At 45.3% G+C, this 14,471-nt stretch carries 14 protein-coding genes and 1 pseudogene; 8 read left to right on the top strand and 7 right to left on the bottom strand.

What is annotated here, in order from left to right; translation table 11 throughout:
* Positions 1-7: 7 nt before the first annotated feature.
* The 3 genes from hemH to ACFVP7_RS05560 form a co-directional block, all read right to left on the bottom strand.
* Entirely contained in the window at positions 8-940 is a 933-nt protein-coding gene (gene hemH, locus ACFVP7_RS05570) for a ferrochelatase (RefSeq protein ID WP_014663414.1), read from the bottom strand.
* A gap of 71 nt (positions 941-1,011) precedes the next feature.
* Positions 1,012-2,073 carry a uroporphyrinogen decarboxylase gene (hemE, locus tag ACFVP7_RS05565; RefSeq protein WP_017695362.1) on the bottom strand — a complete coding sequence of 354 codons (1,062 nt, stop codon included), beginning with the start codon at positions 2,071-2,073 and terminating at the stop codon, positions 1,012-1,014.
* A 121-nt stretch (positions 2,074-2,194) separates the two neighbouring features.
* Entirely contained in the window at positions 2,195-4,339 is a 2,145-nt protein-coding gene (locus tag ACFVP7_RS05560) for a transglycosylase domain-containing protein (protein WP_319620398.1), read from the bottom strand.
* A gap of 121 nt (positions 4,340-4,460) precedes the next feature.
* On the opposite strand from ACFVP7_RS05560, the gene hmoB reads away from it, so the two are divergent.
* The 4 genes and pseudogenes from hmoB (at position 4,461) to sndC (ending at position 8,042) form a co-directional block, all read left to right on the top strand.
* The gene (gene hmoB / locus ACFVP7_RS05555) at positions 4,461-4,961 is read left to right on the top strand and encodes a heme-degrading oxygenase HmoB (RefSeq protein ID WP_116315420.1); all 501 of its coding nucleotides are present in this window, start codon (positions 4,461-4,463) and stop codon (positions 4,959-4,961) included.
* A gap of 44 nt (positions 4,962-5,005) precedes the next feature.
* Positions 5,006-5,323 (top strand): annotated as a pseudogene (locus ACFVP7_RS05550) (hypothetical protein).
* 64 nt (positions 5,324-5,387) lie between these two features.
* Positions 5,388-6,779, top strand: coding sequence for a hypothetical protein (locus tag ACFVP7_RS05545; protein WP_338733030.1), 1,392 nt, complete (start codon positions 5,388-5,390; stop codon positions 6,777-6,779).
* A 72-nt stretch (positions 6,780-6,851) separates the two neighbouring features.
* Entirely contained in the window at positions 6,852-8,042 is a 1,191-nt protein-coding gene (sndC, locus tag ACFVP7_RS05540; protein WP_080529130.1) for an N-acetyl amino acid acetylase SndC, read from the top strand.
* Between the two features lie 15 nt (positions 8,043-8,057).
* Here sndC and ACFVP7_RS05535 read toward each other — a convergent pair whose 3' ends face one another.
* The 3 genes from ACFVP7_RS05535 to ecsA are packed head-to-tail and all read right to left on the bottom strand — an operon-like array spanning position 8,058 to position 10,750.
* Positions 8,058-8,768: an EcsC family protein gene (locus tag ACFVP7_RS05535; protein ID WP_043857218.1), complete on the bottom strand. Its 711-nt coding sequence runs from the start codon at positions 8,766-8,768 to the stop codon at positions 8,058-8,060.
* Positions 8,769-8,787: 19 nt separating this feature from the next.
* Positions 8,788-10,014, bottom strand: a complete 1,227-nt coding sequence (gene ecsB, locus ACFVP7_RS05530) for an ABC transporter permease EcsB (protein WP_338733025.1) — start codon at positions 10,012-10,014, stop codon at positions 8,788-8,790.
* Positions 10,007-10,750 (bottom strand): ABC transporter ATP-binding protein EcsA, encoded by a 744-nt coding sequence (ecsA, locus tag ACFVP7_RS05525; protein WP_024571662.1) that lies wholly within the window; start codon positions 10,748-10,750, stop codon positions 10,007-10,009. The genes ecsB and ecsA overlap by 8 nt, the downstream gene beginning before the upstream one ends.
* 486 nt (positions 10,751-11,236) lie before the next feature.
* On the opposite strand from ecsA, the gene ACFVP7_RS05520 reads away from it, so the two are divergent.
* From ACFVP7_RS05520 to trpP, 3 genes are all read left to right on the top strand, one after another.
* Positions 11,237-11,674 (top strand): HIT family protein, encoded by a 438-nt coding sequence (locus ACFVP7_RS05520; RefSeq protein ID WP_003233231.1) that lies wholly within the window; start codon positions 11,237-11,239, stop codon positions 11,672-11,674.
* Between the two features lie 146 nt (positions 11,675-11,820).
* A complete protein-coding gene (serC, locus tag ACFVP7_RS05515; protein WP_024571663.1) occupies positions 11,821-12,900 on the top strand; it encodes a 3-phosphoserine/phosphohydroxythreonine transaminase in 1,080 nt (359 codons plus the stop codon).
* A 124-nt stretch (positions 12,901-13,024) separates the two neighbouring features.
* Positions 13,025-13,543, top strand: coding sequence for a tryptophan transporter TrpP (trpP, locus tag ACFVP7_RS05510; protein WP_003233236.1), 519 nt, complete (start codon positions 13,025-13,027; stop codon positions 13,541-13,543).
* A 73-nt stretch (positions 13,544-13,616) separates the two neighbouring features.
* On the opposite strand, the gene ACFVP7_RS05505 is transcribed toward trpP, so the two are convergent.
* A complete protein-coding gene (locus ACFVP7_RS05505; protein WP_003233238.1) occupies positions 13,617-13,808 on the bottom strand; it encodes a hypothetical protein in 192 nt (63 codons plus the stop codon).
* A 129-nt stretch (positions 13,809-13,937) separates the two neighbouring features.
* Here ACFVP7_RS05505 and ACFVP7_RS05500 point away from each other — a divergent pair, with 129 nt between their 5' ends.
* Positions 13,938-14,294: a YtxH domain-containing protein gene (locus ACFVP7_RS05500; RefSeq protein ID WP_003245875.1), complete on the top strand. Its 357-nt coding sequence runs from the start codon at positions 13,938-13,940 to the stop codon at positions 14,292-14,294.
* The last annotated feature ends 177 nt before the right edge of the window (positions 14,295-14,471 follow it).

The raw sequence follows: 14,471 nt of genomic DNA, 5'->3' as shown, positions 1-14,471 counted from the left end.
GCCTTCTTTAACGTCCTAATTTTTTTAATACGACTGTTGCCAAAGCATCAATAAATTCAGGCTTGGCATTTGGCATTTCCGGCCGGTAATAGCTTGCGCCGATATCGTCAGTAACCACTTTGCATTCATAATCATTATCATAAAGCACTTCTAAGTGATCCGCGACAAACCCAACAGGAACATATACAAATGCTTGATAGCCTTTTTGTTCGAATAAATCACGTGTTAAATCCTGAACATCGGGTCCGAGCCAAGGATCAGGCGTGTTCCCTTCACTTTGCCAGCCGACAGCATATTCGGAAACGCCTGCGCCTTCAGCAATCAATTTCGCCGATTCATGCAGCTGGTCCGGATACGGGTCTCCAAATTCTTTGATTTTTTCCGGCAGGCTGTGTGCGGATACGATGAGCATCGCGTTTTCTCTTTCATCCTCAGGCATTGACGCATATGTTTCCTTCACTCGGTCAACCCAATATGTCACGAACTTCGGTTCATCGTACCAGCTTTCAACTGACGTAATCGTTAAGCCGCCGAGTTTTTCAGCCTCTTCTTTGGCGCGTTTGTTGTAGGACTGAACGCTGAACGTGGAGAAATGCGGCGCCAGCACGATGCTGACTGCTTCTGTAATGCCATCCTTATGCATCTCTGCTACGGCGTCTTCAATAAACGGCTCGATATGCTTCAGTCCGATATACGCTTTAAACGTAATCTCATCCTGAATTTCATTCAAGTGCTGTTCCAGATTATGCGCCTGCTCTTCTGTGATTTTGGCAAGCGGTGAAATGCCGCCAATCGCTTCGTATCTGTCTTTCAAATCTTGAAGCATTTCAGGTTCAGGCTTTCTGCCTCTTCTGATATGTGTATAATAACGTTCAATATCTTCTTCCTTATAAGGCGTGCCGTACGCCATCACGAGAAGCCCCATTTTCTTTCTACTCACTGTTTACACCCTCTTTAATGATCTGATACAAACATTTTGACAGGATATCATTAAGATACCAAAAGATATGCTTAGGAATATTGACCCATTTTTTTGTTTTGTGAATATTCATGGACAAATGCTGTCAGTTTTTTCAAAACCTCTGGACTGACATCAGGAAATACCCCATGGCCAAGATTGAAAATGAAGCCGTCTGACTCCATACCCTGATCAAGTATTTCCTTCGTTTTCTGCTCAATGACTTCCCATGGCGCAAGCAAAATGGACGGGTCCAGGTTGCCCTGCACTGTTTTAGTAATTCCTTTTGATCTGGCTTCATCAATGCCGAGTCTCCAGTCAAGCCCGACAACATCAAGAGGAAGGTCATGCCAATCACCTGCAAGATGGCTTGCGCCAACGCCAAACATGATCAGCGGCACATTCTCCTTTGCGAGCTCTGAAAAGATCCGGTTCATCACGGGTTTGATGTATGTTCTGTAATCTGCCTGATTCAATGCGCCGACCCACGAATCAAAGATTTGAATCGCTTTTGCGCCTGCCTTAATCTGCGCTTTCACGTACACGATGATCATGTCGGCAAGCTTGGACATCAGCAGATTCCATGCATCTGGCATGCTGTACATGAAGGCTTTTGTTTTATTGTAGTTTTTCGACGGGCCGCCTTCGATCATATAGCTTGCAAGCGTAAAAGGCGCACCTGAGAAACCGATGAGCGGGACGTTCAGCTGCTCATTGACAAGCAGTTTAATCGTCTCAAGCACGTACGGCACGTCCTGTTCCGGATCAATCTGGCCGAGTTTTTCAATGTCCGCCAGAGACCGGATTGGCTGATCAATCACAGGACCGATCCCGTTTTTGATTTCAACATCCACACCGATTGACGGCAGCGGCGTCATGATATCTTTATAAAGGATTGCAGCATCGACTCCGTATTGCTCAACCGGCAGTCTTGTGACATACGCACAAAGTTCTGGCTGATGTGTGATCTCAAACAATCCGTACTTTTCCTTCAGCTTGCGGTATTCCGGCTGCGAGCGCCCTGCTTGCCTCATATACCACACAGGCGTGTGATCCGCTTTTTCTCCCCGCGCAGCTTTTAAAAACGTCTCGTTAAACGTTTCTCGTTTACTCATCTGATTTCCACCTTTCATACGGCAACCATACGTTCGTATTTCTTGACTTATTACACTATACCTTGTTTTAGGCAAATGGTATAGAAATGTAGCTCAAAGTTCAAAAAATCGCCGAATTCCATTAAGAGGAAAACAATTTTGGCTGAACGTAATCGGTTCCTTCCCCTTCTCTTTTTGTCTGTGTATTATAAGGCACAATTTTATAAGACGCGCCCGAAAATAAGTTGGCATAAGGAATTTCATAGCTTCCCTTCCCTTCAACCGAATCAAGAAGCGTCTCCTCGCCGTCCTTGTTTACATAAATTCTGTATACGGCCCGATCATCCTCTTGAGCGTCCCACTTTAATTCAATAGTAAAGAGCCCCGCTGCTTTAAATGTGTAATCGGCTGTGAGTGTTTTGACCGGCTTCAGCTCAATCGGGCTTTCCAGTTCTTTAACGTTTTTAGGCTTTGTGAACACATGACCGGTTTCCCCTGCCTGTGTCAAAATATCCTTAAACAGCCGCGTCGGGTATGAGCTCCCGGCTTTCAAATAATGGTTTTGATCCGTTTTGTCATAGCCCATCCAGACTGCCCCGGTTATTTTCGGCGTATAGCCTGCAAACCAGGCGTCCTTTGTCGCGCCGGAGACGCCTGTATAAGATGTAGAACCTGTTTTTCCCGCCAGGTCGCCGTGATAGGTGCCGGACGTGGCCGTTCCCTTTTTGACTACCTGCTGCAGCATTCTCGTCATATTCCAAGACGTCTGCTTGTTGAAAACCCGCTTTCCTTCTTCTTTATGATCGGCTATTGTTTCTCCGTCTTCATCTATTATGCTCGAGATAAAGAAGGGTTCAGTATACGTTCCATTCGCGGCAAATGTATGAAACGCGCCGGCAAGCTGGAGCGGCGAAACGCCTTTTTCCAAGCCTCCTAGAGCGAGAGCAAGGCCTTCATCAGGGATATCAATTCCGTTTGCTTTCAAATAAGATTTTCCTGTTTCAACGCCGATCTCATTCAGCGTCCAGACAGCCGGCGCGTTTTTGCTGTACGTAATGGCGTCAGACATAGTGACTTCGCCCTCATACCGGCTGTCGTAGTTTTTCGGCGTATAATCTCCGTAGGACTGCAACTCATCCTTCAATAGAGAATATGGCTTAAATTTCTTTTCCTGCATCGCCGGTCCGTATACAGCAAGCGGCTTAAATGTGGAACCCGGCTGGCGGACAGCTGTGACACGGTTATATCCTTTGGATGTGTAATCCCTTCCGCCGATGGCCGCTTCTACACCGCCTGTCTTGTTATTAATAAAGACCGCGCTTCCCTCGGCATTCTGATCTGTTCCGGGATAATAGCTTCCCTCTTTCATCACCTGGTAAGCCGTCTTCTGCAGCTTCGAATCGAGCGGCACCTTGATCGTGTATCCGCCTTGAAGAAGCTGCTCTCCGGAAATGGAATACTTGTCTTCCGCCTCTTTGATCACAAGGTCAATGTAGCTGTCAAACCAAGGTGTTTCCGACTGTTTCTTCACATGCAGTCCAAGCGTCCGGCCCTGCGCGGTGACAGCCTCTTTCGCACTAATATAGCCTTGGTCATTCATCATGCCTAGAATTGTATCACGCCGCTCCTTATTTTTATCAGGGTGCAAAATCGGAGAGTACGTAGAAGGCGCCTTCGGAATAGCGGCCAAAACAGCGCCTTCAGATACAGTCAAATCTTTTACTTCTTTATTAAAATAATAGTGGGACGCTGCTTGTATGCCGTAGACCCCGTGTCCGAAGTAAAGCTGGTTCAAATACATTTCAAGCAGTTTGTCCTTGCTGTAATCCCGTTCAAGATTGATCGCAATGATCACTTCTTTTGTTTTTCTTAGAAATGTTTTGTCATGTGTCAGAAAAATATTTTTGGCAAGCTGCTGGGTGATCGTGCTTCCGCCTTCCACCTTTCCGCCTGCTAATATATCGCGATACACTGCCCTTCCGACAGATTTTGCATCAATGCCGTGATGCTCATAGAATCTTTTATCCTCAACAGCGATAAACGCTTCTCTGACCTGCTTTGGAATCTCATTGATCGAGACCGGCTCGCGATTTTCTGTATACAGGCTTGCAACCTCATCTCCGTTTTGATCAACAATTTTTGAAGAAGCATGAAGTATCAGCTTCTTTTCATCTATGACATAATGGCCGAGAAAAATAATTGAAATATATCCTATTAAAGCGAGAAAAGCAGTTAACACTAAAATAATGATAGGTATAAAAAGTTTCTTTTTCTTTATCTTAAACATGAACTCACCTCGCCTTTCTAAAGGTAGTATGGGAAAAATTGTTTGGAATTATGTTCGAAGCACTCGCCAATAGAAACTTATACCATTGTTTTGATATACTAGCAAGCAGGAGGTGGCTGATATGAAGGTTTATATTACATATGGGACAGCCGATTTTTTAAAAACGATCGTAGAAAAGCATCCCTCAGAAAATATCCTTTTGATGCAGGGGCAGGAAAACGCCATTTTAATTCATGAAACAAACGGAGATACCGTTTTCCAGGCACCACACGCTTATGAAGTCATTGACCAAGTCGGAGAGATCAAACATCCCGGTTTTGCAGTATTGAACAATATTGCCGTCACTCAGGAAGGGCGTCCGCTGTTTGAAAACAGATTTAAAAACAGAGCGGGAAAAGTCGAAAACGAGCCTGGCTTTGAAGCAATTCGAGTGCTCCGTCCGCTTGACAGTGACACCTATGTCATTCTGACCTTGTGGGAAACGGAAAGTGCCTTTAAAGACTGGCAGCAGTCCGGTTCTTACAAAGAAGCACACAAAAAACGTGATACATCTGCCGGAATTGACACAACGTCGATCTTCTCCCGGCCTTCCTATGTCACCACATATTTCGCTGTCGAATAGCTGCCGGCATGTCCGGCAGCTTATTTTATTGGGAGGAAAGCAAAATGAAGCATACTTGCCCAGTCTGCGGGTTTAAGGGGTTGGCTGAACCGCCATATGATCATGAAGGCAATCATTCTCATGAAATCTGCCCGTGCTGCGGTTTTCAGTTCGGATTTGATGATTACGAGATGCAGCACGAGGATGATTCATATTTAGAGCCATCGGAAAGCATCATCGCCTATAGAAAAAACTGGCTTGCTGAAGGGTGCGTCATTTTTTCTCCTGAATGCTTCCCAAAACATCTGCAAAAAGCGAATAGAGTATTAAGGCATCATCTGATTGAGCAGCTGAAACAGATCAATGTTCATCTTCCATCATAACCCTCCCCTCTGTCCCGGCACCTTCCGCCCGCCTATGAATAATCTGTAGCGGAAGGAGTGATCGATGATGGAAGTCGGGATTTTGTCTGTCCATGTTTTGTATGTGTTTTTTATCGGAGTAATTATCCTATTTATGCTGCTGAGAAAAGACACGACATTTATTTCTCTATTCGGCATTTTTATCATATCGCTATGGGCCAGCCATTCACTTTCAGCTTCTGTCAGCAGTTTATTCCACAGCTTTATCTATGCTGCCGGCGAACTGCTGCCCACGATTTTCATCATTTGCTTTATCGTTTCAATGAGTGATTTGTTAACAAAAACAGGGATAAATGAAGCGATGATTTCTCCCTTTGCAAGCCTTGTGAGAGGGCCTGTGACTGCCTATTGGCTGATTGGAGGCCTGATGTTCGCCATTTCTCTCTTCTTCTGGCCTTCTCCGGGTGTCGCTTTGATCGGCGCCGTCCTGCTCCCCGCAGCCGCACGTGCCGGTTTGACGCCTCTTGCCGCGGCCATGGCCATGAACTTATTCGGACACGGTTTTGCCCTGTCAGGAGACTTTGTCATTCAGGCGGCGCCAAAGCTGACTGCGGATGCAGCAGGCATTCCAGTCGGTGATGTCGTCTCGGCCAGCATTCCGCTTGTGCTGATTATGGGTGTGACAACAACAACTGCTGCCTTTATCATGATTCAGCGCGAACGCAAAAAACAGGAGCATCCCGCTTCTTTTTCCCCCGTTCTTTCCGGCGAACAAGACAACTCGCTGTACTTGCCAAAACGCCTGCGGTCCATACTGGCTTTTTTGATTCCGCTTGCCTTTCTTGCAGATATTGCCTGCATGCTCTTGTTTAACCTACAAGGAAATGATGCAACCGCGTTAATTGGCGGGTCTGCAATTTGTATCCTCTTTACCGTTCATTTTTTCGTGTATAAGCATAAAGGGCTTGAAAAAATCACCGGCTATTTTATTGACGGATTTAAGTTCGGTTTTAAGGTTTTCGGCCCCGTCATCCCGATTGCCGCTTTCTTTTATCTTGGCGACTCAGGCTATGAAAGCATACTGGGCACTTCACTCCCTAAAGGTTCCCACGGCATTGTCAACGATCTTGGCATTGCTTTATCCCATATGATGCCTATGTCAAAGGAGCTTGCCGCCGCTGCATTAACTGCCGCTGGAGCCATAACAGGCCTTGATGGCTCAGGATTTTCTGGCATTTCTCTCGCCGGCTCCATCGCAAAGCTCTTTTCGTCAGCTCTCCATGCCGATCCCGCTATTCTGACCGCGCTCGGACAAATCTCTGCCATCTGGGTGGGCGGAGGAACACTGGTCCCATGGGCTTTGATTCCCGCCGCGGCCATTTGCAAAGTTGATCCTTTTGAGCTTGCCAGAAAAAACTTCATTCCAGTCGCGATTGGCCTTTTGGTGACAACTCTCGCAGCTGTGATGATGCTTTAAAACAGCATGAGTTGAAATATTCAGACTTTTTCTATACAATCATGGAAAAGCATAGAAAAGGGGGAAGCGGCTTTGTCCATATCCACACTGCAGAAAGAGATAAACAAACAGCTCGACGGCTGTTTTGAAGAAATGGTTGAGATCAGGCGCCATTTTCATATGTATCCTGAGCTTTCATTTCAAGAAGAAAAAACCGCCGCATTTATTGCTTCCTATTATGAATCGTTAGGAGTCCCAATCCGCACAAACGTTGGCGGCAGAGGGGTTTTAGCATATATAGAAGGAAGCGAACCCGGCCCTACAGTCGCTTTGAGGGCCGACTTTGACGCTCTCCCCATTCAAGATGAAAAAGATGTCCCTTACGCCTCCAAAGTGCCTGGTGTCATGCATGCATGCGGCCACGACGGCCACACCGCAGCTCTTCTCGCAGTGGCCAAGGTCCTTCACCAAAACAGACATGAACTGAAGGGAACATTTGTGATGATCCACCAGCATGCAGAAGAATATTATCCGGGAGGCGCAAAGCCAATGATTGATGACGGCTGTCTCGAAAACGCGGATGTGATATTCGGCACTCATCTTTGGGCAACTGAGCCGCTCGGAACCATTCTCTGCCGCCCCGGCGCCGTAATGGCGGCGGCAGACCGATTTACGATTAAAGTCTTCGGAAAGGGCGGCCACGGCGCTCATCCGCATGATACTAAAGACGCCGTCCTGATCGGTTCGCAAATCGTTACCTCTTTGCAGCACATTGTCAGCCGCAAAGTCAATCCGATTCAATCCGCCGTCATTTCGACAGGCTCCTTCATCGCCGACAATCCGTTTAATGTCATCGCAGACCAAGCAGTACTCATCGGCACAGCGCGTTCTTTTGATGAAAATGTCCGGGACATTCTGGAGAAAGAAATTGAAGCGGTTGTAAAAGGAATATGCAGCATGCACGGCGCGTCCTATGAGTACACCTATGAACAGGGTTATCCGGCGGTTGTGAACCATCCTGCCGAAACGAGCCACTTGGTGAGCACCGCAAAGAATACCGAGGGCGTTCAGCAGGTCATTGAAGGTGAACCGCAAATGGGCGGCGAGGATTTTGCTTATTACTTACAAAACGTGAAAGGCACTTTTTTCTTTACAGGTGCCGCTCCCGAACAGCCAGATCGAGTCTTTTCCCACCACCATCCGAAATTTGATATCAACGAAAAAGCCATGCTGACAGCGGCCAAGGTCCTTGCCGGCGCTGCGATCACCTATCATCAGCTATAAAAAAACAGCCGGAGTTTATTCTCCGGCTGTTTCCTTTAATATCCTCAGATGAAAAACATGTCTTGCCGTTTCTCCAAGCTGTGCAAGCAGCTTATAATTGGCAATTCCGCCGACTGCCGCTCCTACGCCCGGCAAAAGCTGAAAAAGCTTCACGACGTCGATATAATCGCGATATTCCTGCTGGAACACTCTCCAGTCGATGCTCTTTTTCTCCGTCTCCCAATTTTCGATGACAGAAAAAAGCGATTTACGGCCATCGTCACTCGAAAATGCAAGCTGAAACACGAGCAGCAAAAACATCCTTTCTTGTGCATCCTTCACATCAAAGCCGTAAATGGAAGACAAGGTAAATAAACACTTCATCTTAATTGAAAGCAGCAGCGGAAAATCAGCAATGCCTAAAAAAATGCCGCCCGCTCCGGTGCCGACTCCCTCAGCAGCTGCCACTTTCTGATAAGAAACAATCGTTTTTTTCGCCAATTCGTTTTTTTCACTGAGCGACAGTGCACTTGTATCCATTTTATAAGTGATGATATTGGAGCCGGCCATTGTCGCTTCTACCATTTTTCTCACACTCTCGGTGACGACCGTATGGATTTTTTCAGGAATCCGTTCATTCACCTTCGTCTGGACACGCTTCGAAAAGCGTTCAAACATGGAATCCTTTCGCAAAAAATGCATTTTCCATTCCAAAGCTTCCTGCATCAGCAGCTGATTATCTGTCATTTGATTACCTCTTTTCAGTTCACAGCTTTCCGTGCTTTTTCAGCCTGGTTGTCATATAAGCAGGCATAACGACAAAAATCAGAACGGCAGAACCGATCAGCGCGTACAGAAAACCGGTCAAGCCGGCTGCATAGGCAGATGCAACAGACATCAGCAGCGCTTGAATACTAAGTGCAGTTTTTAATAGAGAGAAATAGCTTTTCAGCTTTGTTTCTTTTTTCACAGGGTACAGCTCTTGAAGCGCCAGATGGTCAAAGTGGCCGAAGAGCGGCAGAAGCTGAATGCCCGTAATGAAAATGGCAAACACAGTCAAAACTGCTGCAATCAGCGGGCTGGCTGAGACATACATAATGATCAGCGCGAAAACAATCGTTAATCTGACAAGAATACCCAAATAATCGCTCGAACGCAAAAAGGCGCGGGTGAACATATAGGCAAATGTTTTGCGCTGTTCAAACGGCACAAGCCGCAGCAAAAAGTCGAGATAAGCTCTGCGTTTGGCTTGCTTTCGCAAATGCGGCACATCAGTAAACAGGTTGGCAATCCGATAGAAACGCTGCTTTCGTCTCAATTCGGACTCAATATGGCTTTCCCATTTAAATGTTTTCCGTTTTGCTGCGGAAGACATATACAGATAAAGAACAGCCATAATGACATAGACGAGAAGCGCATACATATAAACAGATTGGAAAACAAAATAAAGAACGAGTGTATTCGCCGCAAAGCGAATGATGACGTCCATCCGTTTCATGCTGCGGTCGTTGTGGAAGGTCATGCGCCATTCCATCACCTGATTCCATGCTTTCAGCAGCAACAGTTGGACAAAGACCGCGGCATACGATACGAGCGAAGCCCCCGGTGTGACTGCGAAATAAAGCGGCATCGCAACGATGCTCAGCGCAATCAGCGGAAACAGCTGAGACACATAGCTGTAGACAAACGCCTGCTTCAAGTAAGGCTCCATTTTTGCTTCAAGAGGCAATAAGAAAACAAGGTCAGCCTCCTTCAAAAGCGTTCGCACATAAGAGCTTGTCAACACGAGCGAAAACAGCACGGCCATCACCCAAAAGGACGGAAAGTGAGCGGGAATGTCCCGTATCCATTTGCTGTACCAGCTTGCAGCGCCCGCTAGAAAAAAAATCAAAACAATGACGAGGTGATCGTTGAGCATATATTTCATGTATGTTCTTGTTTCTTTGATATGCTCCTGCAGCCGCGACTGCCAAATATCAAGCATATTATTCATGGCCAGCGTCTTCCTTTGTAAGCTCAAGATACAAATCGTCCAGCGCCGCGTCCTTCATTCCAAACTGCTCTCTGAGCTCTGACAGCGTGCCGCGCGCCCGCACCTCGCCGTTATGTAAAATAATAAACGAATCGCAATAGCGTTCTGCCGTTGCCAAAATGTGTGTTGACATCAGCACGCTCGCCCCGCCTTTTTTCGCTTCATTCATCCGTTCAAGCAGCGCGTTAATGGCAAGCGGATCAAGCCCTAGAAAAGGCTCATCAATAATATAGAGCGCAGGCTCTGCCAAAAATGCGCACATAATCATAACCTTCTGCTTCATTCCTTTAGAAAAATGGGCCGGGAACCACTTCAGCCTCTTTTCCATTCGGAATTCCTTTAAAAGCGGAGGCAGCCTTTTCTCCATCGTTTCTTTTGACAGTCCATATGCCATGGCTGTTAGTTCAAGATGCTCCATCAGCGTCAATTCTTCGTATAAAACAGGTGTTTCAGGTATATAGGTAAATTGTGAACGGTAGCCTTCCGGATCCTCAGCAAACGTTTTACCGTTTAATGCGATTGAACCTTTATGCGGGTCCATCAGCCCGATGATGTGTCTGATTGTTGTACTTTTACCAGCACCATTCAGCCCGATTAAGCCGACAATTTGATTCGGTTCAAGGGTGAATGATACGCTTTTTAAAACCGGATTCCTTGTATATCCGCCGGTCAAGTCTTTTACCGATAGCAGAGACATAGTTTCTCCCCTTATAGTGTTTTTCTTCATAGTACCAAAAACAAGGCCTGATTTGAAACAATTCCCTTTTAACAAATGATGAATTTGCTGTCATAAAGAGACAGGTTCTGGACATCATAATAGTTGTAGAGGAAAAGCATATCAACTGAAAAATGAGGTGTTTGTCAAAGACGTCTTAGAAACAGTTGGATAGAAAATAAACATGTCCAATGCTCAAACCATTTCTCTTCACTGAATTGATGAATTCTTCATGTATGAAGCAAATTGTCAAATGAGGTGTTTATCGCAGGAATCGTTAGGCATTAAACAAGTCTTCATTTTATTGACAAATGAGGTGCTTACCAAAGGCATAACACATTTTCTTCATATAAGCTCTTCCTCTGCATTCAGGGTGAACGCTCGCCGTTCATCCTGTTTTCTATTTTCTGCATTTCTGTGGTACGATGAGTGTATACATACTAAACAATTTTATAAGGAGGAACCCTCATGCATTGTGCAGAGAATTGTATCTTTTGTAAAATTATCGCCGGCGACATTCCATCCGCAAAGGTGTATGAAGATGAACATGTACTTGCCTTTCTTGATATCAGCCAAGTTACAAAAGGCCATACGCTTGTCATTCCGAAAACACATATTGAGAATGTATATGAATTTACAGATGAATTAGCAAAACAATATTTCCATGCTGTTCCAAAAATCGCCCGCGCTATCCGGGATGAATTTGAACCGATCGGCTTAAATACGCTGAACAATAACGGCGAAAAAGCTGGACAATCTGTGTTCCACTACCATATGCATATTATCCCTCGCTACGGAAAAGGAGATGGATTCGGAGCGGTTTGGAAAACGCATGCTGATGATTATAAACCGGAGGATCTGCAGAACATCTCTTCCTCTATCGCAAAACGCCTGGCCTCATCATAAGATGAGGTTATTTTATTTTGTGAACATTTCGCAAACATCCGTCAATTTCTTTTGATAATTCTAATTTTTTATCAAAAAACTGAATTTTTGTGATAGGATAATTGTATTATTTTATACATTAACGTGGAAAACAGGGAGAGATCATAATGGAACGTACAACGAATTTTAACGCAGGTCCTGCAGCGCTTCCACTGGAAGTTCTGCAAAAAGCACAGAAAGAATTTATTGATTTTAACGAATCCGGCATGTCTGTTATGGAGCTTTCCCACCGCAGCAAAGAGTATGAAGCGGTGCACCAAAAAGCGAAAAGCCTCTTAATCGAACTGATGGGCATTCCGGAAGATTACGATATCTTGTTTCTTCAAGGCGGGGCAAGCCTTCAATTCTCAATGCTTCCGATGAACTTTTTAACACCTGAAAAAACCGCACATTTTGTCATGACAGGCGCTTGGTCTGAAAAAGCACTGGCAGAAACGAAATTGTTCGGGAACACGTCTATCACCGCTACAAGTGAAACAGACAATTACAGCTATATTCCTGAGGTTGACCTTACGGATGTAAAAGACGGCGCATATTTACATATCACATCCAACAATACAATTTTCGGCACTCAGTGGCAGGAGTTTCCGAATTCTCCTATTCCGCTCGTAGCCGACATGTCCAGCGATATTTTAAGCAGAAAAATCGATGTGTCCAAATTTGATGTGATCTACGGAGGCGCCCAAAAGAACCTCGGCCCTTCCGGCGTGACTGTAGTCATTATGAAAAAAAACTGGCTGAAAAATGAAAATGCGAACGTCCCAAAAATCCTGAAATATTCCACACATGTCAAAGCGGATTCACTCTACAACACTCCGCCGACATTTGCGATTTATATGCTGAGCCTCGTTCTGGAATGGCTCAAGGAAAACGGCGGTGTGGAAGCTGTTGAACAGCGCAATGAACAAAAAGCGCAGGTTCTCTACAGCTGTATTGATGAAAGCAACGGCTTCTATAAAGGACATGCCAGAAAGGACAGCCGCTCACGCATGAATGTCACCTTCACGCTTCGGGATGACGAATTAACGAAAACATTCGTCCAGAAAGCAAAAGATGCGAAGATGATCGGCCTTGGCGGACACCGTTCGGTTGGAGGCTGCCGCGCTTCTATTTATAACGCGGTCTCTCTCGAAGACTGTGAAAAATTAGCTGCGTTCATGAAGAAATTCCAGCAGGAAAATGAGTAAAAAGTCTGGCTATGCAAACCGTCCGTTTGGTATACTGTTTGCATAATACATTCTGTAAAGCCTTCGCAATAAATGATGAGCATATTATTGGAGGGCAAAAAGCTTAGCAGAGGAGAGCATAGTTATGAAAACAAAAGAGTTAGTCATTATGGCTCTGTTTGCCGCAATCGGCGCAGCGCTTCATTCCATTATTCCGCCCTTTTTAGGCGGCATGAAACCAGATATGATGCTGATCATGATGTTCATGGGCATTCTGCTGTTCCCGCGGGTGCAAAATGTACTCGTCATCGGGATCGTGACAGGAATCATTTCCGCGCTTACAACCGCGTTTCCAGCCGGACAGATCCCTAACATCATTGATAAACCCGTATCAGCGTTTCTGTTCTTCTCCCTGTTTCTCTTGTTCAGAAAGAGCCGGAAAACAGGTGCAGCCGCTGTGCTGACAGTGATCGGGACCATCTTATCAGGAATTGTGTTTCTATCGTCAGCTTTATTGATCGTCGGTTTACCGGGCGGTTTCGCCGCATTGTTCGCGGCTGTTGTTCTGCCGGCCGCTGTGCTGAATACAATCTCAATGATCATTATTTATCCGATTGTGCAAACCATTTTAAGGCGTTCAAGCTTTATGGAAGCTGCTAAATAATTGTCACACAAAACCTCTTCCGCTTCCGGGAGAGGTTTTTTTGAACAGAGCGCCCGCAGCATGTCAGCATGTTTTAAGCGAGGAGTTTTGTGAAAAAGATAAGACATAGTGTAAAGGCGGTTCCGGTTGAACAAACAAGCGCTTTCTGCCGGATAACCCTCTTGGGCGGGTAAGAAGCAGCCTGGCTGAGAAGTTTGATATAGTAAACAGCGCCTGAAGCGAAGGCAAGGGTGATGCAGGATAATACAATCAAAAAGACAGACAACCTTCTCCCTCCTTTTCACTTAAAAAATATGCTAAAATAAAGCAAGCTATGTATAGAAGTTCAGGCTTTCAACAAAAATGAAAAATGCTGAATGATTCCTATTTTGAAGAAAAAGACGGGGTGATTGTAATGGCGAGCGGACGTTCTCTATTAACAGGACTATTCGTAGGCGGCATCATCGGAGGAGCAGCGGTTCTTCTTACTGCACCTTCCTCAGGAAAGCAGCTGCGTGAAAAAATGAAAACCAATTATGATTCTTTTGAAGAAACAATCAAACGCTTAAAGTCAGACGGGCTTGCATTAAAAGACCAGCTGATCAAAGCGGCAAAAGAAAGCACGGATGTTATTAAAGACGTGGGCGGCGAGCTCCAAACGTCAATTAAAAAATGGCAGGAAGAGATCAAGCCTCACCAGCAGGATCTGCAAAAAGAAATTGCCGATATCGAAGAGAAAATCAGACAGCTGGAGAAAACCTTACAAAACTAATATCCTATTCAAAAGAAAAAAATGCGGGCTAAAATTGGACCCGTATTTTTTTTGGCCGAAAAACCCTTTCGTCGCAATGGTTTGTGAATTTATTAAAAAATTCTTACATTTTCATCTTTATTAATCTTTATTTTATTGGCATAATAGAGAAAAAGAAAAAGAGAAGCAGGTGACGTA

This window comes from Bacillus sp. SG20033, assembly GCF_044570195.1.
Classification (GTDB): domain Bacteria; phylum Bacillota; class Bacilli; order Bacillales; family Bacillaceae; genus Bacillus; species Bacillus subtilis.
This window is presented reverse-complemented; position numbering and strand designations above follow the sequence as displayed.

Bases quoted from the DNA above. Each gene is read 5' to 3' on its own strand.
- hemE (WP_017695362.1), bottom strand. From the start codon at position 2,073: ATGAGTAAACGAGAAACGTTTAACGAGACGTTTTTAAAAGCTGCGCGG.
- ACFVP7_RS05560 (WP_319620398.1), bottom strand. From the start codon at position 4,339: ATGTTTAAGATAAAGAAAAAGAAACTTTTTATACCTATCATTATTTTA.
- hmoB (WP_116315420.1), top strand. From the start codon at position 4,461: ATGAAGGTTTATATTACATATGGGACAGCCGATTTTTTAAAAACGATC.
- ACFVP7_RS05545 (WP_338733030.1), top strand. From the start codon at position 5,388: ATGATGGAAGTCGGGATTTTGTCTGTCCATGTTTTGTATGTGTTTTTT.
- ACFVP7_RS05535 (WP_043857218.1), bottom strand. From the start codon at position 8,768: ATGACAGATAATCAGCTGCTGATGCAGGAAGCTTTGGAATGGAAAATG.
- ecsB (WP_338733025.1), bottom strand. From the start codon at position 10,014: ATGAATAATATGCTTGATATTTGGCAGTCGCGGCTGCAGGAGCATATC.
- ecsA (WP_024571662.1), bottom strand. From the start codon at position 10,750: ATGTCTCTGCTATCGGTAAAAGACTTGACCGGCGGATATACAAGGAAT.
- ACFVP7_RS05520 (WP_003233231.1), top strand. From the start codon at position 11,237: ATGCATTGTGCAGAGAATTGTATCTTTTGTAAAATTATCGCCGGCGAC.
- serC (WP_024571663.1), top strand. From the start codon at position 11,821: ATGGAACGTACAACGAATTTTAACGCAGGTCCTGCAGCGCTTCCACTG.
- trpP (WP_003233236.1), top strand. From the start codon at position 13,025: ATGAAAACAAAAGAGTTAGTCATTATGGCTCTGTTTGCCGCAATCGGC.
- ACFVP7_RS05500 (WP_003245875.1), top strand. From the start codon at position 13,938: ATGGCGAGCGGACGTTCTCTATTAACAGGACTATTCGTAGGCGGCATC.